This window comes from Chryseobacterium pennae, from assembly GCF_003385515.1.
Lineage (GTDB): Bacteria > Bacteroidota > Bacteroidia > Flavobacteriales > Weeksellaceae > Chryseobacterium > Chryseobacterium pennae.
The window spans coordinates 1-20931 of sequence record NZ_QNVT01000047.1; the positions used below are offsets into that span (position 1 = coordinate 1).

Annotated in this window: 25 protein-coding genes; 10 read left to right on the forward strand and 15 right to left on the reverse strand. The window is 36.3% G+C overall.

From position 1 onward, the window contains the following. Positions 1-352: 352 nt before the first annotated feature. A complete protein-coding gene (locus tag DRF65_RS27345) occupies positions 353-829 on the reverse strand; it encodes a cupin domain-containing protein (RefSeq protein WP_115973872.1) in 477 nt (158 codons plus the stop codon). A 3-nt stretch (positions 830-832) separates the two neighbouring features. After that, on the reverse strand, positions 833-1825 hold the full coding sequence (locus DRF65_RS27350) for an NADP-dependent oxidoreductase (RefSeq protein WP_115973873.1): 993 nt from the start codon (positions 1823-1825) through the stop codon (positions 833-835). A 91-nt stretch (positions 1826-1916) separates the two neighbouring features. Here DRF65_RS27350 and DRF65_RS27355 point away from each other — a divergent pair, with 91 nt between their 5' ends. After that, on the forward strand, positions 1917-2306 hold the full coding sequence (locus DRF65_RS27355) for a winged helix-turn-helix transcriptional regulator (RefSeq protein WP_115973891.1): 390 nt from the start codon (positions 1917-1919) through the stop codon (positions 2304-2306). A 69-nt stretch (positions 2307-2375) separates the two neighbouring features. Here DRF65_RS27355 and DRF65_RS27360 read toward each other — a convergent pair whose 3' ends face one another. From DRF65_RS27360 to DRF65_RS27375, 4 genes are all read right to left on the reverse strand, one after another. Further along, positions 2376-3230 (reverse strand): glycine betaine ABC transporter substrate-binding protein, encoded by an 855-nt coding sequence (locus tag DRF65_RS27360; RefSeq protein ID WP_115973874.1) that lies wholly within the window; start codon positions 3228-3230, stop codon positions 2376-2378. Position 3231: 1 nt separating this feature from the next. Further along, the gene (locus tag DRF65_RS27365) at positions 3232-4059 is read right to left on the reverse strand and encodes an ABC transporter permease (RefSeq protein ID WP_228438988.1); all 828 of its coding nucleotides are present in this window, start codon (positions 4057-4059) and stop codon (positions 3232-3234) included. Between the two features lies 1 nt (position 4060). After that, the gene (locus DRF65_RS27370) at positions 4061-5311 is read right to left on the reverse strand and encodes a quaternary amine ABC transporter ATP-binding protein (protein WP_115973875.1); all 1251 of its coding nucleotides are present in this window, start codon (positions 5309-5311) and stop codon (positions 4061-4063) included. Positions 5312-5852: 541 nt separating this feature from the next. Then, positions 5853-6218, reverse strand: a complete 366-nt coding sequence (locus DRF65_RS27375; RefSeq protein WP_115973893.1) for a DUF1304 domain-containing protein — start codon at positions 6216-6218, stop codon at positions 5853-5855. Between the two features lie 65 nt (positions 6219-6283). Between DRF65_RS27375 and DRF65_RS27380 the strand changes: the two genes are divergently transcribed. From DRF65_RS27380 to DRF65_RS27390, 3 genes are all read left to right on the forward strand, one after another. Further along, the gene (locus tag DRF65_RS27380) at positions 6284-6856 is read left to right on the forward strand and encodes a Crp/Fnr family transcriptional regulator (RefSeq protein WP_115973876.1); all 573 of its coding nucleotides are present in this window, start codon (positions 6284-6286) and stop codon (positions 6854-6856) included. Between the two features lie 63 nt (positions 6857-6919). Then, the gene (locus tag DRF65_RS27385) at positions 6920-7351 is read left to right on the forward strand and encodes a DoxX family protein (protein WP_165852327.1); all 432 of its coding nucleotides are present in this window, start codon (positions 6920-6922) and stop codon (positions 7349-7351) included. A 5-nt stretch (positions 7352-7356) separates the two neighbouring features. Further along, positions 7357-7800, forward strand: a complete 444-nt coding sequence (locus DRF65_RS27390) for a carboxymuconolactone decarboxylase family protein (protein WP_115973877.1) — start codon at positions 7357-7359, stop codon at positions 7798-7800. A 264-nt stretch (positions 7801-8064) separates the two neighbouring features. Here the strand turns inward: DRF65_RS27390 and DRF65_RS27395 are convergent, their stop codons facing one another. From DRF65_RS27395 to DRF65_RS27420, 6 genes are all read right to left on the reverse strand, one after another. Next, the gene (locus DRF65_RS27395) at positions 8065-9033 is read right to left on the reverse strand and encodes a cyclase family protein (protein WP_115973878.1); all 969 of its coding nucleotides are present in this window, start codon (positions 9031-9033) and stop codon (positions 8065-8067) included. A 365-nt stretch (positions 9034-9398) separates the two neighbouring features. Continuing rightward, positions 9399-10382, reverse strand: a complete 984-nt coding sequence (locus DRF65_RS27400; RefSeq protein ID WP_115973879.1) for an aldo/keto reductase — start codon at positions 10380-10382, stop codon at positions 9399-9401. 9 nt (positions 10383-10391) lie between these two features. After that, positions 10392-11147, reverse strand: a complete 756-nt coding sequence (locus DRF65_RS27405; protein WP_228438990.1) for a type 1 glutamine amidotransferase domain-containing protein — start codon at positions 11145-11147, stop codon at positions 10392-10394. A 2-nt stretch (positions 11148-11149) separates the two neighbouring features. After that, the gene (locus DRF65_RS27410) at positions 11150-11437 is read right to left on the reverse strand and encodes a putative quinol monooxygenase (RefSeq protein WP_115973880.1); all 288 of its coding nucleotides are present in this window, start codon (positions 11435-11437) and stop codon (positions 11150-11152) included. A 2-nt stretch (positions 11438-11439) separates the two neighbouring features. Continuing rightward, entirely contained in the window at positions 11440-12324 is an 885-nt protein-coding gene (locus tag DRF65_RS27415) for an NAD-dependent epimerase/dehydratase family protein (RefSeq protein WP_115973881.1), read from the reverse strand. After that, positions 12321-12938 (reverse strand): NAD(P)H-dependent oxidoreductase, encoded by a 618-nt coding sequence (locus DRF65_RS27420; protein ID WP_115973882.1) that lies wholly within the window; start codon positions 12936-12938, stop codon positions 12321-12323. The genes DRF65_RS27415 and DRF65_RS27420 overlap by 4 nt, the downstream gene beginning before the upstream one ends. A gap of 287 nt (positions 12939-13225) precedes the next feature. Between DRF65_RS27420 and DRF65_RS27425 the strand changes: the two genes are divergently transcribed. The 3 genes from DRF65_RS27425 to DRF65_RS27435 are packed head-to-tail and all read left to right on the forward strand — an operon-like array spanning position 13226 to position 15443. Beyond that, a complete protein-coding gene (locus DRF65_RS27425; protein WP_115973883.1) occupies positions 13226-13972 on the forward strand; it encodes a metallophosphoesterase family protein in 747 nt (248 codons plus the stop codon). A gap of 40 nt (positions 13973-14012) precedes the next feature. Further along, on the forward strand, positions 14013-14915 hold the full coding sequence (locus DRF65_RS27430) for a LysR family transcriptional regulator (RefSeq protein ID WP_115973884.1): 903 nt from the start codon (positions 14013-14015) through the stop codon (positions 14913-14915). Between the two features lie 9 nt (positions 14916-14924). After that, entirely contained in the window at positions 14925-15443 is a 519-nt protein-coding gene (locus DRF65_RS27435; protein WP_115973885.1) for a GNAT family N-acetyltransferase, read from the forward strand. On the opposite strand, the gene DRF65_RS27440 is transcribed toward DRF65_RS27435, so the two are convergent. Further along, positions 15423-15899, reverse strand: a complete 477-nt coding sequence (locus DRF65_RS27440) for a GNAT family N-acetyltransferase (protein ID WP_228438992.1) — start codon at positions 15897-15899, stop codon at positions 15423-15425. The genes DRF65_RS27435 and DRF65_RS27440 overlap by 21 nt on opposite strands. Before the next feature lie 538 nt (positions 15900-16437). On the opposite strand from DRF65_RS27440, the gene DRF65_RS27445 reads away from it, so the two are divergent. The 3 genes from DRF65_RS27445 to DRF65_RS27455 all read left to right on the forward strand — a co-directional run bounded on the left by DRF65_RS27445 (position 16438) and on the right by DRF65_RS27455 (position 19034). After that, positions 16438-17313, forward strand: a complete 876-nt coding sequence (locus tag DRF65_RS27445) for an aldo/keto reductase (protein ID WP_115973886.1) — start codon at positions 16438-16440, stop codon at positions 17311-17313. A 173-nt stretch (positions 17314-17486) separates the two neighbouring features. Further along, positions 17487-18548 (forward strand): NAD(P)H-dependent flavin oxidoreductase, encoded by a 1062-nt coding sequence (locus DRF65_RS27450; RefSeq protein ID WP_115973887.1) that lies wholly within the window; start codon positions 17487-17489, stop codon positions 18546-18548. Between the two features lie 48 nt (positions 18549-18596). Then, on the forward strand, positions 18597-19034 hold the full coding sequence (locus DRF65_RS27455) for a lipocalin family protein (RefSeq protein WP_115973888.1): 438 nt from the start codon (positions 18597-18599) through the stop codon (positions 19032-19034). Positions 19035-19087: 53 nt separating this feature from the next. Here the strand turns inward: DRF65_RS27455 and DRF65_RS27460 are convergent, their stop codons facing one another. Then, on the reverse strand, positions 19088-19879 hold the full coding sequence (locus DRF65_RS27460) for a C-type lectin domain-containing protein (protein WP_115973889.1): 792 nt from the start codon (positions 19877-19879) through the stop codon (positions 19088-19090). A gap of 12 nt (positions 19880-19891) precedes the next feature. Continuing rightward, positions 19892-20683 carry a C-type lectin domain-containing protein gene (locus DRF65_RS27465; RefSeq protein WP_115973890.1) on the reverse strand — a complete coding sequence of 264 codons (792 nt, stop codon included), beginning with the start codon at positions 20681-20683 and terminating at the stop codon, positions 19892-19894. Positions 20684-20931 lie beyond the last annotated feature (248 nt).

Consider the following 20931-nt stretch of genomic DNA (forward strand, 5'->3'; position numbering starts at 1 on the left):
TATGTTGCAAACTGATCTATAGAATATTTGCTGTGGTAAAAAGAGAGGAACCTTTTGTAAATTTAACAAGATATAATTTGCATATGTCTTAGAATACACGAATAATTTATATACAGTTCAGAAACTATGTGCCTATTTGGTAAAGATTATTAAACCACATAGACATTATTCATAAGGTTCTGCAAGTATCATTTTATTCGTGTGCATTCGTGGCAAAATATTAGCAGATTTATCTTCGCTGAAAAATCTTAGATTTTCTTGCGTCTTTAAGATTTCTGACAAAAATTAAATTTCCACAGGTTTTGCCAATCTTTTTCATCTGTGTAATTTGTGAAATCTGTGGGAAAGTTTTTTATTCTTGAATTTCTGCGTCTATTAAAACGGCTAATTGTATACAGGGCTGATCAGATCTGTTGCTCCATGCGTGGTTGGTGCCTCGTTGGATCACGATGTCTCCAGGTTTGAGAAGAGTTTCTCCTTCTTTCATAATGAGATGAAGTTCACCCGAAAGAATGATGATATAATCCAACGTTGGGGTCTGGTGCATCATGGGGTGAGGTTCTCCTTTTTTGAATTCAACGCCTAAATCTTTATCCGGTGGGACAACCACATACCGGAAATAGGTTCCGTTTTTAGGAGTTTGCGGAAATCCTGTGTTGGGAATTCGGTTTTCAAAGTCTAAACTAGCCGGCATTGTTTGAGTATTCCAGATGTCTGATATAATTAATCCCGGAAAATGTTCTATTGCGTTTTCAACCGGCTGATCTTCTACAATGATAGATTTTCCGTCTTTAATTCCTGTTACGATACGTCTTGGTATTTTGTTCATTAGTTATGAATTTTGCATGATGAGTTTGTGACCTTGAGTCTGGTTGTTTTTAAGCATGGAGTGGGCTTTAAGAACAGTTTCCAAAGAAAGAGTACCTATTATTTTATGTTGAGATGGAACGATGGAGCCATTTTCAATAAATTGTTTAATTTCTTCCAGACTGTTTTTGTAATAATCATACTGTTTCACCATGCCGTAGGTGTAATTGGAGATATTCATAATCAAGGCTCCTTTGTTGAAAAGAAGTTCATGAGCTTCGTGGGTAACCAGGGCGGTGACATCTACATAGGTTCCGTTGATTTTTAAAACTTCAGCCGTAACTTCAGACATGTAATTTCCAACCAGATCAATTCCGATGTCAAAAAGTTGCTGCTGATTAGCTTTTAAAATATTGTTTACAAGATTTTCTTCTTTGTAATTAATAATCTGATGATCTTTTAAACCCAGGTTGAGAAGCATTTGTTTATTTTGTTCACTGCCTACTGTAACAACGAAGTTTTCAATTTGGTGAGCCAATAAGATTTTAATTAAAAAAGAACCTACTCCTCCGGCAGCACCGGTGATAAGAATAGTTTGCTCCGGCTGTAATTTCAGTCTTTTAAAAATTTGTAAAGAAGTTAAACCTGCTGATGGAATAGAAGCTGCCTGTTCAAAGGAAATATTTTTAGGTTTGAGTGAAACAATGGCTTCCGGAACTGAAATGTATTCTGCATAAGTACCATTGCTTCCCATAGAACCGCTGCCACAGAATACTTCATCTCCAATGTTGAACTGAGTGACATTATTACCTTTTTCTACAACAATTCCGGATAATTCCCTCCCTAATATAGGAGAGCTGATTAATTTTCTTTCCAGTTCATTTTCCAGCATTTGGTAATCGATGGGATTGAAGCCACTGGCTTTGATATGAATTAATACTTCATGAGCTTTAGGCTGAGGTTTTTCAGTAAAACCATCTTCAAGCTTAAAATCTTTATTTAAAATAACTGCTTTCATATTGTTAATTTGATGTACAAATGTAAAACGGGAATAGTTTATATTTGCTACTAGTTAACAAATGGTTACTAGTTACCTTGATGAAACTATTATGGCAAAAATTATTGAAAACGGAACCGAAAGAGAAGCAACCTGTACTGAGGAATTATTCGCTATGCGTGATAGTTTGGATGTTCTGGGTGGAAAATGGAAATTGATGATCCTTCGTTATCTGACTAACAGAACGGATCAGCAGATTCATTTTAAAAAGCTGGAACGTGGTATTGACGGAATTTCTGCTAAAATGTTGAGTAAGGAACTGAAGGAATTAGAAACCAACCTTCTGATTACAAGAACAATTCAGGATACAAAACCTATTACCGTTACTTATGCTGTGACAGAATATGGAAAATCCGTATTTCCGGTGACGGAAACCTTAGTGAACTGGGGGATAATCCACAGAGAGAAAATTAAGGAATCGATGAACTCTTCTGAATCTTAAAAAGAGTAATAAAAAATCCCCAGACTCGGTAGAGTAGAGGATTTTTAATCATCATAAATGATTGGTGAATTACTTTTTATCTAACCAGGTATTGACCAGTTCAGTATGTTCTTCCACCCATTTTTGTGCAGTGGCTTCTTTATTTTTACTGTGTTCCATTTGGATTAGTAAATCAGACATTGTTTCATCATCGAAATGGAGTTTAGAAAAGAATGCTGCTAATTCCGGATGATCTGTACCAAAGCTTTTTCTTGCATAGGTTTTGATCTGTTCTGCTTCACCAAATATCTTTTTGGGGTCGTCAAGAAACTTAAGTTTCATTTTACCAAACATCCAGTGGGGCTGCCATCCCGTTACTACAATCCATTGTTTACGCTGTATAGCGTTCTGTAATTCGGTGATCATGGCAATGGTAGAGGAATTGATCTGTTTGTAATCCAGCTTATAATCAATAATGGCTTTATCTGTTCCTGTTGTTAATCCTGCCCCTTTTTCAATCCCAATGATTCTGTGACTAAACTGTTCCTGATGCTGGTTAAGGTCTTCAATAGACTTAATGGGAACATATTCCGGAACTACCAGTCCTATGCGGCCATTGTCATAATTGGTTCCAATATGTATTAATCCGGGAAATTTGGCCAGTTTTTTAGCATGAGTATAAGGAAGCCAGACTCCCATGAAAAGGTCAGTATCTTCATTGTTCATTGATGCCAGAATCATATCGGTAGAGGCCTTTTGAATAATGACATGATAGCCCTGCTGGTCCAGAATGGCTTTGGCAACATGAGTCATAGCTACATCTTCAGCCCAGCCATCTACCATTCCTATGGTAATATATTTAGAGTTTTTTATGTTTCCACATGAATTTAATGCAGCCAATGCGATCATTAAAATGGGAAAAAATAGATATTTTAATTGTTTCATTTTATTGTTTTTTCTTTACAAATCCCTGGGTAATCCTGTCGAGGATGATAGCTAGAATAACAACGGATAATCCACTTTCAAATCCCAGTCCGATATCCAGATTATTAATTCCTTCCAACACTTTTTCACCCAAACCGCCTGCGGCAATCATTCCGGCGATCACAACCATGGATAAGGATAAAAGGATGGTTTGGTTAATCCCCGTTAAAATAGTTTTCATAGCCAGAGGAAGTTCTACCTTGAACAGGATTTGACGGCTGGTTGCTCCAAAAGCACGGGCAGCTTCTACAATATCTTTAGGAACAGATTCAATTCCCAGTGTTGTTAAACGCACCGCTGGTGGCATTGCAAAAATGATTGTTGCAAAAGCACCGGGTACTTTTCCGATGCTGAAAAATAATACAGCAGGAATCAGGTAAACGAATGCAGGCATAGTTTGCATTAGATCCAGTAAAGGACGAATAATTTTTGCTGCGATTTTGTTTTTAGCGGCTAAAATTCCCAAAGGGATAGAAAGGACGAGGGCTGTAAGGGTGGCTACGAAGATAAGTGCCAGTGTTTCCATAGTTTCTTTCCATAATCCCATCAAAAATATCAGGCTTAACCCTGCTGCGGTAACAATAGCGATACCTTTTCCAGCTTTCCATAATGCTAAAAGGGTAATGAAGAGGATGATTACATAAAAAGGAGTATTTATTAAGACCCATTCAATCCCCATGATTGAGGCGTTTCCTACATGTTTTATGACATCAAATACTGGTTTTCCATTTTCTGTGAGCCAATTGATTGCCGTTTCTACATATTGACCTATATCTATAATTTTATTCATCTTATTGGTTGTTTGCGATTTCTTTTAATTCAATGATTTCTTCTTCGTTAAATTTGGTAGCTTCTATGACAAGAGATAATTGGGTAACAAGACCTAAAAATTTATTGTTTTCGTCTACAACAGCAATGGCAGATTTACTTCCTGAAATTAACGGCAGCATTTCTTCTACGGTCACTTCAGGATATACTGAAGGGACATTGCTATTGATAATGGATTCCACTGTAGGTTCTTTCTTTTTGGCAATTCTGACAACATCATTAAGCGTTACAAAACCAAGGAAATTATTTTGGAAATCTACAACAGGTAAGTTTTCTAGCCCTGTTGCTCTCATTTTTCTTAAAGCGCCTTCGGGACCGTCTTTCCTGAAACGTACTACTGTTGCTTTATCGAACATCAAAGATCTGGCGGTGATAATTGTTTTACGGTCTACCTTCTCTACGAACGCTTTTACATAGTCACTTGCAGGGTTGGTTAAAATATCTTCAGCCGTTCCTATCTGTTCTATGACACCGTCTTTCATAATGACGATACGGTCACCAATTTTAATGGCTTCATCCAAATCGTGGGTAATGAAAACAATGGTTTTTTGTAATGTGTTTTGCAGTTCCAGCATCTGATCCTGCATTTCAGATTTTATTAAAGGATCCAGTGCAGAGAAAGCTTCATCCATAAGTAATACTTCCGGATCATTGGCCAAGGCCCTTGCTAATCCAACTCTTTGCTGCATTCCCCCCGAAAGTTGGGAGGGATATTGGTTTTCGAAACCATTCAATCCTACAATATCCAGGGCTTTCTGTGCTTTTTCATCACGGGAGGCTTTGCTTTCGCCTCTTATTTCAAGCCCAAAGCCTGCATTGTCCAAGATGTTGTGATGAGGCAGTAATCCAAATTTTTGAAATACCATGCTCATCTCTGTTCTTCTTACTTCCAGAAGTTCTTTATTGTTTTTACCGGTAATATCATCGTCATTGATATATACTTTTCCCGAAGTAGGCTCATTCAGCCTGTTAAGACAGCGCAGTAAGGTAGATTTTCCACTTCCGGATAATCCCATAATCACAAAGAATTCTCCTTCATAGATTTCAAAACTTGCTTTGTTGATTCCTACCGTGCAGCCTGTTTTTTCAAGAATTTCCTTTTTGGAAAAACCTTTGTCTAAAAGTTCCTGTGCTTTTTCTTTGTTTTTACCAAAAATAATAGTCAGATCTTCAACTTTAAGTTTTACTTTTCTACTGTTTTCATTTTTTTCCATATTCAGAATTTTTAATTAATAATTGATATACAATGTGGTATATCATTACGTGATTAAACATTTAATCTTTAATGTTGTTCTTTTGGTGACGAGTATAAAAAATAATTTGCCAAGCTTATAATGATAAAAGCTTATAACAAAAAAATAAAAGCATAAAGCACTTTGCCTTATGTTTATTTTAAATATTTCAATAGATTTTACTCTAGAAAAAAGAGTGTCATGTGTAAAAAGAAATTAATCTTTTACATGGATTCTACAATTAAATTACTGATGAGGTAATAAAAGATATGTGTACAGAACAACTTGAATTCCTACATTTCATCATAATGAAGGCTTTGTAAAAAACCTGTATATCAGATTTTTACGACGGTGCAAATTTACGGATTTTATTTTAAATGGATTTTTTGGGACCTAAGAAGCTGGTTTTAAGTCAGGTTATGAAGTGATATACTCATGGTAAATTTCCCCTTATCATTAAAGATAAAAGTGGTTCAATAATCCTGAATTTTTAGAAAAGATCCCTACGAAATAATCAATGAAATTACTTCAATAAAACAGCAATGATTGCCAATATTGCAGGGAGTGCCTGAACAAAAAAGATCTTCTTAGTAGCAGAAACAGCACCATAAATACCCGCTACCGCCACGCATCCTAAAAAGAATAAAGCTATATTATCCTGCCATTGCGGATCTTTAATCAGAAAAGACCAGATCAGCCCGGCAGCCAGAAAACCATTATACAATCCCTGATTGGCAGCCAGTCCCTTCGTAGGTTTGAACATTTCTGCAGGCAGGGCAGCTTTGAAAACTTCTTTTCCTTTGGTTTCCCATGCAAACATTTCCATCCAAAGAATATAGAGATGTTCCAGTGCAACAATTGCGATAAGGATTTTAGCAACGACTTCCATGATTTCATATTTTGTCATTGTAAAACTAAAAAAATAAAGTTAAGTTTGAGTATTCAATTCTAAAGATGGATAATTTCAAGGCACATTTAAATAAATTTATTACGGTAACAGACGAAGAGTATATTTCAATTTTTTCATTCTTTGAAGTATTAAAGGTGAAGAAAAAGCAAAGTCTGATGCTGGAAGGTGAGATTTGCAGAAATATGTATTTTGTGGTGGAAGGCTGCCTTAGAAAATATTTTATTAATGAAAAAGGAGTAGAACATACCACTCAGTTTGCTATTGAAAACTGGTGGATTACCGATACTTTTGCTTATGAAAGACAATTGCAGACGGATTTCAACATTCAGTCTGTGGAAAAGTCTACGATTCTTATGATTGATTTTAAAAATCAGGAATTATTATTGGAGAAGCATCCGGTGATGGAAAAATATTTCAGAATTATTTATCAAAGGGCTTATGCAGCATCTGAAAGAAAACTCCGTTATCTGGCTGAATATTCGAGGGAAGAATTGTATGTGCATTTCAGTACACTGTATCCTTGGTTTATACAAAGAATTCCTCAATATCTTATTGCTTCATTTCTTGGTTTTACTCCCGAATATTTAAGTGAAATTAAAGCAAAATTACGTTCTTAAACCAGTTTAAGTTTTTTACGGATCATATATCGGAAATTTGTCATGTGATTAAAAGCTAATGCAATGACAAATACACAAAATCAATTTCCTCAACTATTTTTAAGACTGGCTCTTTCGGTAACCATGCTTTCTGCAATCGCCGACCGATTCGGGCTATGGAGTGCTGAAAACTCATCATGGGGAAACATGACGAAGTTTGAAGAGTATACACGATCGCTGACCTTTTTTCTTCCGGAAGCGTTGAGTACTTTTTCAGCGTATGCCGCCACATGTTTAGAAATTCTATTTCCACTGATGCTGATTATAGGTTTTAAAACCAGGATTGCAGCCTATGGAAGCAGTATCTTATTATTGATTTTTGCAGTATCAATGGCTATAGCACTGGGACCTAAGGCACCTTTCGATTATTCAGTCTGGGTGGGAAGTGCAGCAGCTCTTTTATTGGCTGTTCAGCAACAATATTCTTTTAGTATAGATCAATTAACCAAAAAATAAATATAATGAGCGCAAGATTAAACATTGCAACAGTAGATTCAGCAGCTTATAAAGCAATGCTAGGATTAGAGGGGTATTTACAGACAACTTCTTTAACTCATATTCAAAAGGAATTAATTAAAATCAGAGCATCACAGATTAATAAATGTGCTTTCTGCCTTGATATGCATACAAAAGATGCCATCAAATATGGTGAAACGCCTCAAAGAATTTTTATTCTGAACGGATGGACAGAAGCAAAAGAATTCTTTACAGAGGAAGAGCAGGTACTTTTGTCTATGACAGAGGAAATCACCCTGATCAGCCATAAAGGACTAACTGAGGAGACCTACCAAAAAGCTAAGGCATTCTTTGATGAAGCTCAGATTGCACAGATTATTATGGCCATTGTGACCATCAATGCATGGAATAGAATTGCAGTGAGTACGCATCTTCCAGTTGCAAAATAATGGCAAAGTAAGGATGTTGGAAGTTAGGAGTGGGAGATTAATGAAGCCTGCATCATTTACAGACATTTACTTTATTTAACAAAATGGCCTTTCAAAACTGAAAGGCCATTTTAATGCAAGAAGCAGAATGACAATGTAACACTGTTTTAAGTATTAATTCTAAAAATAAATTCTAAAGGTTAGTTTTATTTTTTCAAAACCGGAATTACGTTGTCTCTCTTTTCTTTTATAGTAGGTTATAGGTTTTAAATGAGACCTCCATGTCTAGTAAATAGCGACAGGATTTACATTTACCTGAGTAGATCCTACATACAGAGGCTGTCCCAGTACGAATAAAAATTCCCAAACTTTTTGTTTAACCAAAGGGCGGCTGTCAATCAGCTCCAAGTTATAGATTCCTTTTTTAGCCAGCATAAATTGATTGATGGGGAATTCTTCTTTACTTTTTGGATTTGGATATACTTCAGAAGCCCAGGTATCACCGCCAAAAGCAACAATCCCCTGATCAGCTAACCACTTGGCTGCATCCATTCCAATCCCCGGTTCCGTTTCTAAGAACTGTTTATTGTCTTTGCCTATCAATTCAAGCCATCCTGTATTGAAAAGAATAACATCTCCTTGTCTTAGCGTAAGGCCCTGTTTCTTTAAAACAGCTTTGATATCCTCAACGGTAAATTCTGTTCCGCCTGGTACAATTGCTTTTCCATAATGGGCGACCATATCAAGAACTACACCTCTGGTAACAAAAGGGGGGACTTTTTCGACACCTAGTTTTTTTACGCCTTCTACAGTTACAAAATCAGTTGCTTTATTTCCGTTATAGTAAATATTGTCAATACCAATATGCCCGATCCCGTTAAGCTGAGTTCCTACACCGGTCCATCCATTCACCAATTCGTCATTGAATGTAAATTTGTTGGGACCTATACTTTTTCCACCCTGTTCTCCGGGTTGGATGTTGTATAGATTGAAACTTCTGTGTCTGAAAGCGGGTAAGTTTTTATCAATAGGAACAGCAAGTGCTAATGTTTTACCTTGTTTTACCAATCCAAGTGCTTGTTTTACCACTTCAGGAGTTAATAAATTAGCAGCTCCTATTTCATCCTGAGCTCCGTAAGCAGAAGGATACCATGATTGATCTTCTGGATTAACAAGGATTTGAGCGTTTAATGAAATGCTGTTGATAGCCAATAGGGTGACCAGTCCGAACATTTTGATCAGATTCTTTTTCATTTTTAATGATGTATAGGGTGAATTAAGAAGGGAAGTTGGAAGCTGGAAGAGGGGAGTTATTGAAGCCTATGAATAACTGATATTCCGTGTATTGAAATGATGCTTCCGGTTTTACTTTCCTTTAAAGAGAAAGGGAGCTGGAGGAGGAGAGAGTACGTTTTTGAAGCCGGTCAGCAGCTGATATTGTATTGATCAGGTTGTTGTAATGATTTAAATTGACAGACTGTAAGTTAACAATACACGCTAGTGTTTTCAATTTCATATTTCCATCTTACAGTCTGATAATAATTGGGTTCAAAGGACTGAAAGTTATCAATAACCTGACAGTACTTCCAACCTCCCTCTTCCAGCTCCCAGCTTATATATTAAATCTCGCTTAAAGCAGAATTGATGAAGTTTAATTCTTCCTGAGAAAGAGTAATATCCATCGCTTTAGCATTTTCAACAGCTTGCTGGGCATTTCTGGCTCCTGCCAATACTACTGTAATTGCTGGCTGCAGGGTAGTCCATCTTAATACCAATTGAGAAAGACTGGCTCCTTTTTCCTGAGCGATCGGTTCAATTTTTTCTAAGAAGGTTTTTACTTTATTTAAATCAAACTGAGAGAAATATCCGTTTCTGTGGTCGTTGTCTTTTAATCTGTTATCCTTGAAATATTTACCTGTCAAAAGACCTCTTTCCATTGGGCTGTATACGATGATTCCTGAGTTATTTTCTAAAGAATAAGGAACAAGGTCACTCTCGATAGCCCGGTTCAGCATACTGTAAGAAACCTGGTTGCTTGCTAATTTCAACGTTCTGTTAGCTTCCTCCATTTGAGCAACACTATAGTTACTTACTCCGGCAGCACGAACTTTTCCCTGTTGGACTAATAATTCCATAGCTTCCATCGTTTCACTGATTGCTGTTGTGCTATCTGGCCAGTGAAGTTGTAAAAGGTCAATATAATCTGTTCCCAGTCTTTTTAAACTTTCTTCAACTTCTTTGATGATATTTTCTTTAGAAGCGAATTTATAAACAGGAATTGTTTTTCCTTCCTCTTCAGCATTAAAGAAAAATTCTCCTTTTCCGTTGTTGCTTCCATCCCAAACTAAACCGAATTTAGTTAACAGCTGGATCTTTGAGCGGTCTTTCCCTTTGATGGCTTCACCAATCATTTCTTCACTTAATCCGAAACCGTAAAAAGGAGCCGTGTCAATAGAAGTTACTCCGTGATCCAATGAAGCGTGAATAGAGTCAATAGAATCCTGTTTTTCATTACCACCCCACATACTTCCACCGATGGCAAAGGCTCCGTGCGTAATTGCAGATAACTCAAGATCAGTGTTTCCTAATTTTCTGTATTCCATTTTTTTGTTTTATTTATTATTGAGTTCTTTTAAAATTGCTTCTCCAACACTCTTGGCAGACTGTGGATTTTGTCCTGTAATCACTCTTTGATCAGTTACCACATGGTTTTGCCAAAGCCCGGATTTTTCAAACTTTGCGCCTCTTTCTTTTAATTTGTTTTCCAGCAAGAAAGGAACAACATCTGTTAATTGTACTGCAGATTCCTCTTCATTGGTAAAAGCATTGATCTTTTTTCCATCTACCAGGTATTTTCCATTATTCAGTTTGATATTAACCAAACCTGCCGGACCGTGGCATACGCCTGCTACAATACCTCCGTTTTCATAAATGGTTGAAGCCATGTTTGCCAGTTCTTTATTATCTGCGAAGTCCCACATCGCTCCATGTCCCCCTGCATAAAAGATGACCGAATAATCTTTTGGATTGACCTGTGATGGCGTTAAAGAATGATCTATTTTGCTTTTATATTCTTTATTTTCCCAAAACTCTTTATTTACAGGGTCTTTTAAATCGAATCCGTCTACTGGTGGAGTTCCGCCTTTCGGACTTACAAAATCAATTTCATAGCCCGCTTTGTGAAGAACTTCCCAAGGATGGGAAACTTCTCCTAAGTAATATCCTGTGTTTTCTCCGGTACTGCCTTTTTTGTCATGGCTGGTGACAACAAACAATATTTTCTTTTTCATATCAATAGATTTTTGGTGTTGTGCCTGAGTGAATCCTATTGTAAAAAGGGTAAGGAATAATAGTGTTAATTTTTTCATTATTAAATAAGATATGTGGTGTAAATCTCAGGTTTTTCCTGAAGTTTTTCATCTATCAAAGCTCCGAAAGCTTTAAGATAAGACTGTTCATTATGCTTTGCTAATCCTTCCTCACTTTTCCAGATTTCGTAGAATACAAAATGATTTTTGTCTTCAATCCCCTGATGAAGATTGTACAATTCACAAGCTTCTTCTTTTCTTGTTTCTTTTACCATATTCTGAAGAACTGCCAATACTTCTGCCTGGTGTTCTTCTTTGGTTTTTATAATTGCGGTAAGATGAATTTTCATAACTAAATAAAATTTTCAATTGAGTTATAGATAGGTTTCCATTGCAGTTCTGTTCTGGCTTTGTCTGTGCTACAGATACTATTGGATGCAAAACCGAAATAACCGCCAGCTGGTCCAAAATGATCAACAGCATCCTGTACATTTAAAGATCTGGCGGGCTCCAGGTTATATTTTTTACTGATCACTTCCGCAATATTCCTTAAAGATGAAGCGCCGTTTTCTGCATAATAAATAGAACCTCCTTTTGCTTTTTCCAGAGCCAGTACATATAGGTCTGCCAAATCTTCAATGTGTAAGTTGGACCATACATTTTCACCCTCTCCAAAATAAATACCTGCTCCTTTTTCTTTGGAATAATTGATTAAAGCCGGGATCTGGATACTGTCTTTTTTTAATCCCAGACCTTCTCCGTAAACCATTGTAGGGACAATAACTATACTTCTAATATCTTTTTGAGCAGACTGAAGAACATAATTATTGATAAGTACCCTTGATGCCATTTCCAGTCTTGGTGTTAAAGGAAAATCTTCCTTATAAACGAAATCACTTCTTTTACCGTTTTCTTTACCTCCGAAAATAGCAGATCCTGAAGTAAATATAAATGTTTTATGGCTGCCTTCCAGTGCTTTAATAAAATTATCTACGGCATAGGCATCATCTGCAGAATCAGCGTTATGGATGACAGCATCGGCATTGTCAACGGCTGTTTTTATAAGATCTTCGTTATGGATATTTCCAATGATAGTCTTTATTCCTAATGATTCCAGTTCCTGTACATGGGCTTCGTTACGGACCAGTCCTGTCACTTCATAATTCCTGTCGAGCAGCTTTTTAGCGACAGTCCCGCCTATATAGCCGGTAATACCTGTTATGAGTACTTTTTTCATAATACTAATTCTGCTTTTAATTCTTTTTCAAAAACGCTTTTCACATGGTCTCTGTAAAGCTTCATATCGCGCTCTATATTGGCGTTTTTTTCTACATCATGGAAGTGGAAGCTATCCATTTTTTCTAAGGATACAAAGGAATTCATTCTGTGGAACCCAAATAGAGGACCTTCATCTACACTTTTCTCATTAAAGAATTCTCCTGGAAGTGTAAAAGCTGTTTTAGGGGCATTCCAGCTTGTAGTCAGCATGTATTTTCTTCCGCCTAGCATTCCGCCAGTACCATAATTGATCTCAGGATTGGCAGCATTTCTGCCATCACTCATATAAATCCCTTTGGCATGGCCAGCGGTGAATACTTCATCAATATATTTTTTGAATCCGTTCGGAAGCTGGAACCACCAGATTGGAGTATGGTAAATGATATAATCTGCCCAAACGAATTTTTCTACCTCTTCATGCTTGTCATAACCTTCACTTACATTGGTGATTTTTACTTCTATATTATCAAATTCTTTAAGAACTGATACCGTATTTTCTGCGATAGTCTGATTATATTTTCCTCCGGAATGTCCGAAATTTTGTCCTCCGTTAATGATTAGTACTTTTTTCATTTTTTTATGATTGTTTAAATTTTACTCTGCAAAGTTAGGAGGGTTGTTTGTATAATAAAAATAATATAAATTATAGTAAAGTATCAGAATATTTATAATTGAATTTATAGGAATGATCAATAGTGAATTCGCTTTGCTTATCAATTTTGATAGCAAACCTCTATTCACTATTCATTTGAAAACAAAAATTGCTTGTCAACAAACACTGTTTTATGGTAAAAAGTCATGTCATATCTGAACAGGATTTCCTTTTCGTCTTGTAAATTTGATTAACAAATTGATAGACAATGATACAGATAGCAGTTTTCAGTGATGTACATGGGAATCTTCCGGCATTGGAAGTGGTGTTGAAAGATATTGAACAGAGAGGAATTCATCAGAAGTTCTGCTTGGGAGATCTGGTGGACTTTGCGCCTTGGGGTAATGAAGTTATAGAAAGAATTAAGAGTTTAAATATTCCCTGTCTGCTTGGAAATCATGATGAAAGAATTGCTTTTGATTTACCTGTTTTTCCTTTGTCTAAACATTCTGAAGAAGAAACGGCTGCAAGATTCATTGCGATAGATCATTCTAAAAAATATATTACAGAAGAAAATAAAAAGTTTCTTTCTGAGCTCCCTTTTCATTTAAAACTAAATTATAAAACAGGAAAAACACATTGGAATATTCAGTTGGTACATTCCAGCCTGGAAAGTAATGATACTTATTTGTATGAATCTGAAAACGATGAGGTCTTTATGGATATACTGGAGGATTCAAATGCTGATATGGTCATTATGGGACACACTCATTTATCATTTACAAAACAGTTTGAAAATAAGAAATGGGCAGTCAATTGCGGTTCAGTAGGCCGTTCCAAAGAAAAAAACAGACTGGCTTCTTATCTTGTGCTGACTTTAGATGAAGAAAAGATCATTCCTGAAATTGTACAATTGAACTATCCTCTTGAAGAAACAGCCCGTCAGATCGAGGAAAGCGGGATTCCGGATTATTATGCCTCATTTTTAAGAAATGAAAATATATTAATATTATAATTATTATGTAATTTTGTATCAGAATATTAATAATTAAGTCATGGTCAATTTAGAATGGTATCGTACTTTTAAGGCGATCTATAAAACCGGAACATTGACGGGTGCAGCTGATTCTTTATTCATTTCGCAGCCTGGTGTGAGCTTACATTTAAGTTCATTGGAAGCTTATGTGGGATATAAATTATTCGACAGAACCGGAAGGAAAATGATTCCAACGGAGAGAGGAAAAGTATTATTCAATGCCGTAGCAGAACCGCTTACCAAGCTGGAAGATGTAGAGAAAAATTTTCAAAAATCTACGGAAAAACATACCCCGACTATCAGTGTGGGAATGTGCTTTGAAACATTTCAGACCACTTTGGAGCAATATGTTTCTTCATTACCCTTCAATCTGATTATCAGCTTTGGAGAGTATCCGGAAATGCTGGATCAGCTTGATAAAGGTATTTTGGACCTCATCATTACTCCCAAAAAAGGGTCTTCACCTAATATACACCATGAAGCATTTTCTTCTGAGCAGATCATTTTGGTTGGCGGAAAAGAAGTAGATACAGAAGCGTTCAAAAAAGTTTTAAAAACAAAAGATGGAGAGCAAATCGAGGCGTGGCTGAAGAATGAAAAATGGTATGGAACCACCGGAGATATGGAACACCTTTTCCAATTCTGGACTTTGAATTTTGGTCACAAACCGAATTTTCGACCGAATTATATTGTTCCTAATTTAAATTCAATTATCCGTTGTCTTAAAGGAGGTACAGGATTAGCAGTTGTTCCAGATTTCTTATGCAAGAATGCAATTGAAAACGGAGAGGTGAAGCTGATCTGGGAAGGGAAGAAAAAACTGGAAAATACATTATATTTTGGATGTAGAAAAAAGACCAATTATCAAACAGAGATAGAACATATTAAAGGGTTATTTCGTAAGGTGATGGGCAAAAATTAAATTATTATAATGAAGATAATATTGGAAACCGACCGGCTCTTGTTAAGAGAGTTAACCATAGAAGATGCTTATCATTTTTATGAACTTAATGTAAACCCTAATGTAATACAATATACTGGTGATTCACCTTTTGAGAATGCGGAGGAAGCACTTGTTTTTCTGCAAAACTACAAAGATTATCGTGAGAACGGATATGGAAGATGGGCTGTTATAGATAAATCAAACACTGAGTTTCTGGGATGGTGTGGATTAAAATATGATATATCTAAGGATGAAACAGATATCGGGTTCAGGTTTTTTGAAAGGAACTGGAACAGTGGATTGGCAACAGAAAGTGCCGCAGCCTGTCTGAAATACGGATTTGATCAGCTACATCTTAAAAAGATTGTTGGAAGAGCAATGTCAGAAAATATAGCTTCTATAAAAGTATTACAGAAGCTAGGCCTTAGCTTCGATAAAGAATTTGATTTTGACGGACATAAAGGAGTAATTTATAGCATTGAAAAATCAAAACAAAGTATATACTAAAATAATCATATCCCTCATCTGTAAACCATTTTCATAAATTGGAGATGGGTAATTTTTAATAAAAAAATCTTTACGTATCCCTGTTTTTATGAAACCGTTTCTCTCATAAAACCTGATCTGTTGAAATCCCGTATCTGAAGTTCCGACACTCAGAATTTCATAATGATTGTCAATAGCAATTTCTTTGGCTTTGTTTATTAAAATACTTCCGATTCCTTTGCTTCTGTAACTTTCAATTACTGCAATATTTTTAATCTCAAGTTCAGTATCACTGTTTTGATATAAAGCCATAACAGCAATATTTTGAGTTCCATCATGCAAAAGATAAACATCACATTTGAAAATGTATTGATCGATGGCTTCAGTGGTTTCATCGGCCAGCAATAACAATTCATAAGGGATCTCTGGTTCTTCGGTTATTTTGTTAAAAGTGTACTGTTCCATCTTCAGGTTCATGTAAATGGTTTGGTAACCATTATTTTCACAAAAATAAAGAAAATAGAGACTTGAATCCAGTCATAGATAGAATTGTAAATGGTTTTGAGGTTGGAAATAGCAAGGACTCAAAGAATTTTAAATAATATGTTGTTTTCAAGGAGCAAGAAAACCGAAGATTTCCAGCAAGGATAAGGCTTCTAATATTTTGCCACGAATGCACGAATTTCTTTTACATTTCCACAAGATCCTTATGTATATGATTATAATTTTTGAACCACATGCATATAGACTTTAACGTGAAGCTATGTACAATTTTATTCGTGCATCCGTGGCCATTATTCAACAGCATTCAATTTTATCGAAGATAAAATCCTGGCGTCTTAAAAGCATGTTGAAAAGAAAAAACGTCTTCGCGTCTTAGTGTTTTCTAACCTGTCATAAACACTCATTAAATAGTATTTTTTTAACAAAAACAGTAAATTTGATAGGCAAAATTTCCGTTTTTTTGTCGCAAATTTGTTTAATCACTTAATTTTAATGATTAAAATAAATATTTATGCAAAAGAAAACCTACACAGGACAACCTGTAGTAACTTTAAATAACGGAGTGGATATTCCTGCTTTAGGCTTTGGAGTATGGCAGATGGAAGACCCGAAAGAATGTGAAAATGCTGTCATCAAAGCTATTCATACAGGATACAGAATGATTGATACAGCTGCCATTTATCAGAACGAAACTGCTGTAGGAGCAGCGGTAAAAAACAGTGGAGTAGACAGAGATGAATTATTTATCACTTCTAAAGTCTGGGTTCAGGACCATGGGTATGAAAAAGCAAAACTTGCATTTCAGAGAACCTTAGACAGACTGCAGATGGATTATCTGGATATGTATCTTATTCACTGGCCATACGGTGACTTTATCGGAACGTGGAAGGCTTTGGAGGAGCTGTATCATGAGGGGAAAATCAAAGCTATCGGGGTTTGTAATTTTACCATCGAAAAGCTTGAAGAGTTAAAAGCAAACTCTACCATTCTTCCTGTCATCAACCAGATTGAGCTGCATCCGGTTTTCCAGCAAAAGGAATTACAGGTGTATGACAGAGAAAATAATATTATTACCCAGCCCTGGAGCCCGCTTGGGAATGGAAATGCAAATCTTCTGAGCAATACTGATCTGAAATCAATTGCTGAAAAATATGAGAAAACAGTGGCTCAGATCATTCTGAGATGGCATTTACAGGAAGGTTTTGTGGTAATTCCGAAGTCTGTAACTCCATCAAGAATTGAAGAGAATTTTAATGTTTTTGATTTTGAGCTTACAGAAGATGAAATAAATGTTGTACGTTCTTTAGATACAGGAAAGAGACTGTTCTTTGATCCTAAAGACCCGGAATGGGAGCAGAAAATGCTGAATTCTGTAGCGGATATTTAAAAATAAAAGATTAAAATATTCCCATAGATCCCACAAATTTCACGGATTTAGAATCTGCGTTATCTGTGAGATCTGTGGGAACTTTATTTTCTGTTCAGGAGTGAGGAATGTCATATCTTATTGAGATTGAAGCGTTTTTATTTTTTGTACCTTTTTAATTAAAATAAATTCTTATGGTTTGGCCGGATACAATCAGTAAAAGATTAGGAGTGAAATATCCTATTGTTCAGGCTCCGATGTTTGGGGTGAGTACCATACAGATGGTTGCTGCAGCAGCTCGTGCAGATTGTCTGGGATCTTTGGCATTAGCTGATCTTTCAGCAGATGAATCTATTCAATTGATTAGAGAGACAAGAAAATTAACAGATAAACCTTTTGCCGCTAATATTTTTGTACATCATATTCCTGAAGTAACTGATGCTTTAAAAGATGAATTTATCAGAACCAGACAGTTTTTGGAACAGCTGGCAAAAGAAAATAATATTGATGTAAGGCTTCCTGATCTGGAAGACCTTAAAGTGAGATCTTACCATGAACTGGTGGATGCCGTTATTGAGGGAAACTGTAAGATCTTAAGTTTCACTTTTGGCAATCTGGATGATCATAGTATTCAGAAATTGAAGGAAAATGGAGTCACGCTGATTGGTACCTGTACTTCTGTAAGTGAAGCATTGCTTTTAGAAAAGTCGGGAATCGATATGATTTGTGTGCAAGGTACAGAAGCAGGAGGACATAGAGGAACTTTTGATACAGAGCATGTTCCTCAGATTGGAGGTTTATCTTTATTGTCGCAGGTATATGATCATGTAAAAATTCCGTTGATCTATGCGGGTGGAATTTATAATGGAAAAACTTTACAGGCAGTAAAAGAGCTGGGAGCGCAGGGATTTCAGGTCGGCAATCTTTTATTGGCTTCTCAGGAAAGTGCTTTAGAGCCTTTTGAAAAAGAAAAACTTAAAAAGGTACAGGAGGATGAGATTATGTTAACGAAAAGTTTTTCAGGAAGATATGCACGAGGAGTTAAAAATAAATTCATCGAAGCCGTTGAAAATACTGAGTATATTTTACCATATCCTTATCAGAATAAACTGACAAACGGACTGCGTAAAGCCGCGAAATCTAAACAAAATGTTGACTTTGTGGGAATTTGGGTAGGGCAGTCAATCCATAATTACAGTGAACTGTCAACAGAACAGATTCTGAGAAATCTCATATTTCAAATAGATGAGAATTAAATGAGATTGTAGTATCTTAGGGCTTTAAATACAATTTAAACTTTAATCATGAAAAAGATATTTCTAGCATTGGCTGTATTTTCAGCAATGGTATCATGCAGCAGCGATGATGACAGTCCTAAAAAAGAAGAAGTTTCTTTAATCGGAACCTGGAATCAGTATAAAGGAGATTTTTATACTACTTATGATAACAAAACACAAACTCTTTATCCTAAGGGCTGTGAATCCCAGAACACTGTTGAGTATAATGAAACTGAAGTGAATGTTGTGAACTATGACAGCAATAATGAAGGCAAATGTGTACCGGCTGTACATAAAAATGCAAAATATACTTATGATAAGGAGACTAAAAAGCTAACGCACGGTAAAGTTTATATTGTAACTAAAATAACTCCTACTGAGCTGGTTACAGAAGATCATAATACTGACTGGGATGGAGACGGAAAGTATGATGTGACAATAAGGTATTTCAGAAAAATCAAATAAGAATCAAAAATTCCTTTCAGCTTTTGAAAGGAATTTTATTTTGTAGCAAATATTTATTCATTGAACTCTATGATCAGTTGATTCATTGCTGAGCCGGTGAAAGTTGTTGTTGTTCCATTTAAATCATTCCACCTTCTTTCTGTGTTTCCGGCAGTGTTATATATGTGAGTAGATCCTTCAGTTCCTCCGGAATTATTAGGTTCTCCTGTTGCAAACCAATTTTCTGTGGTTGCGGGGTTGGTAGACCAATTCATTCTGAACTCTTCTCCGGTAATCCACTGAAGTCTGTCTGGGTTACCAGGTCTTTGAATTTTATTAAAACCAATCCATATATTATTGGCTAAATTATAGCCTGTTCCTGAAGCGACTATATTAGTTGCAACCCAGATTCTTTCCGCATCATTAGGCATGGTAACCAGATACCCTCCCATTTGCTTTCCAAAACTGTATGCATTGAACCAGTTGACTCCTTGTGACAACTGATAAGCACAATAGATATGGTTGTTTCCTGTCCATTTCTTGCAACCGATTTCTGTAGCAGTTCCTCCACCCGGCACAGATCCCGGTGGTTGTGGTCTTGTGGCTAAGGGTTTGGGATCATATCCCAATATAGAATTATTGAATCCTGATGATGTTCCGCCACCAAGGTCACTTCTGGAAATCTTTCTTACATTTCCATTGGTATCAGTAGAGAGTATATCATCCGTTGCTGCACCCTGGGGTAAAGTACGGGTTCTTAATTCCCCATTAATATCTAGTGTTTTTGTAGGATCAGCTGTGCTAATTCCGACTTGGGCGCTTAAGAAATAAGGTAAGATAATGAATAGTAAAATTGATTTTTTCATAGGTGGTTTTTATTATTCATTAAATTCAATAATAAGCTGGTTCATGGAAATGCTTGAATTTGTGGTTAATGTACCGTTTAAATCATTCCATTTTCTTTCGGCATTTGCGCTGCCTGCAAATATGTGCGTGGCTCCTTCCACGCCTCCTGAATTGTTAGGCTCTCCGGGATTAAACCAGTTTTCTGTAGTGGCAGGGTTGGTAGACCAATTGATTCTGAATTCTTCTCCTGTAATCCACTGAAGCTGATCCGGATTTCCCGGTCTCTGAATTTTATTAAAGCCAATCCATACATTGTTGGCTAAGTTATAACCTGTTCCTGAAGCGACTATATTAGTATTAACCCATATCCTCTCAGCATCATTAGGCAGGGTAACCAGATATCCTCCCAATTGTTTTCCAAAACTGAATGCATTGAACCAGTTGATTGCTTGTGAAAGCTGATAGGCACAATAAGTATGATTATTACCTGACCATTTTTTGCAGCCCAATTCTGTGGCAGTACCTCCTCCAGGTACAGATCCTGGTGGTTGTGGCCTTATAGCGACCGGTTTAGGATCATATCCAAGGATAGAGTTATTAAATCCTGATGAAGATCCTCCGTTTAGATCACTTCGGGAAATTTTTCTCACATTTCCGTTGGCATCAGCAGAAAGAATATCATCGGTTGAGGCGCCGGGATTTAAAGTCCGGATTCTTAATTCTCCGTTGATGTCAAGTGATTTTGTAGGTGCTGAAGTATTTATACCTACCTGTGCATATACAGAATATGGCAAGATAATTAAAAAGAAGAGTGCTTTTTTCATTAATTGTGTTTTTTGTTTTGCCAAATCTATAATTTTTTTTTAAAATATCGCTTATTTAAATGTTTGATTTTTATTATGTCTGTCCTTTATATACATCTGACGCTGCCGACGATAAGCAGTGTGTTAAACTCGGCGGCCGCCGTATACTACAAAAAAAACATACCATATCACATTCATCACTCCCGCTTTATCTTGACTTCATCGCCTCACTCAACATCCACCTTCTAATTCTTCTCTCATCTAAACCA

Coding starts and splice junctions, on each gene's coding strand:
- DRF65_RS27450 (WP_115973887.1), top strand. CDS start 17,487: ATGGTTTGGCCGGATACAATCAGTAAAAGATTAGGAGTGAAATATCCT.
- DRF65_RS27425 (WP_115973883.1), top strand. CDS start 13,226: ATGATACAGATAGCAGTTTTCAGTGATGTACATGGGAATCTTCCGGCA.
- DRF65_RS27365 (WP_228438988.1), bottom strand. CDS start 4,059: ATGAATAAAATTATAGATATAGGTCAATATGTAGAAACGGCAATCAAT.
- DRF65_RS27430 (WP_115973884.1), top strand. CDS start 14,013: ATGGTCAATTTAGAATGGTATCGTACTTTTAAGGCGATCTATAAAACC.
- DRF65_RS27385 (WP_165852327.1), top strand. CDS start 6,920: ATGACAAATACACAAAATCAATTTCCTCAACTATTTTTAAGACTGGCT.
- DRF65_RS27445 (WP_115973886.1), top strand. CDS start 16,438: ATGCAAAAGAAAACCTACACAGGACAACCTGTAGTAACTTTAAATAAC.
- DRF65_RS27420 (WP_115973882.1), bottom strand. CDS start 12,938: ATGAAAAAAGTACTAATCATTAACGGAGGACAAAATTTCGGACATTCC.
- DRF65_RS27410 (WP_115973880.1), bottom strand. CDS start 11,437: ATGAAAATTCATCTTACCGCAATTATAAAAACCAAAGAAGAACACCAG.
- DRF65_RS27395 (WP_115973878.1), bottom strand. CDS start 9,033: ATGAAAAAGAATCTGATCAAAATGTTCGGACTGGTCACCCTATTGGCT.
- DRF65_RS27370 (WP_115973875.1), bottom strand. CDS start 5,311: ATGGAAAAAAATGAAAACAGTAGAAAAGTAAAACTTAAAGTTGAAGAT.
- DRF65_RS27460 (WP_115973889.1), bottom strand. CDS start 19,879: ATGAAAAAATCAATTTTACTATTCATTATCTTACCTTATTTCTTAAGC.
- DRF65_RS27400 (WP_115973879.1), bottom strand. CDS start 10,382: ATGGAATACAGAAAATTAGGAAACACTGATCTTGAGTTATCTGCAATT.
- DRF65_RS27380 (WP_115973876.1), top strand. CDS start 6,284: ATGGATAATTTCAAGGCACATTTAAATAAATTTATTACGGTAACAGAC.
- DRF65_RS27465 (WP_115973890.1), bottom strand. CDS start 20,683: ATGAAAAAAGCACTCTTCTTTTTAATTATCTTGCCATATTCTGTATAT.
- DRF65_RS27360 (WP_115973874.1), bottom strand. CDS start 3,230: ATGAAACAATTAAAATATCTATTTTTTCCCATTTTAATGATCGCATTG.
- DRF65_RS27350 (WP_115973873.1), bottom strand. CDS start 1,825: ATGAAAGCAGTTATTTTAAATAAAGATTTTAAGCTTGAAGATGGTTTT.
- DRF65_RS27390 (WP_115973877.1), top strand. CDS start 7,357: ATGAGCGCAAGATTAAACATTGCAACAGTAGATTCAGCAGCTTATAAA.
- DRF65_RS27415 (WP_115973881.1), bottom strand. CDS start 12,324: ATGAAAAAAGTACTCATAACAGGTATTACCGGCTATATAGGCGGGACT.
- DRF65_RS27405 (WP_228438990.1), bottom strand. CDS start 11,147: ATGAAAAAATTAACACTATTATTCCTTACCCTTTTTACAATAGGATTC.
- DRF65_RS27355 (WP_115973891.1), top strand. CDS start 1,917: ATGGCAAAAATTATTGAAAACGGAACCGAAAGAGAAGCAACCTGTACT.
- DRF65_RS27455 (WP_115973888.1), top strand. CDS start 18,597: ATGAAAAAGATATTTCTAGCATTGGCTGTATTTTCAGCAATGGTATCA.
- DRF65_RS27435 (WP_115973885.1), top strand. CDS start 14,925: ATGAAGATAATATTGGAAACCGACCGGCTCTTGTTAAGAGAGTTAACC.
- DRF65_RS27375 (WP_115973893.1), bottom strand. CDS start 6,218: ATGGAAGTCGTTGCTAAAATCCTTATCGCAATTGTTGCACTGGAACAT.
- DRF65_RS27440 (WP_228438992.1), bottom strand. CDS start 15,899: ATGAACCTGAAGATGGAACAGTACACTTTTAACAAAATAACCGAAGAA.
- DRF65_RS27345 (WP_115973872.1), bottom strand. CDS start 829: ATGAACAAAATACCAAGACGTATCGTAACAGGAATTAAAGACGGAAAA.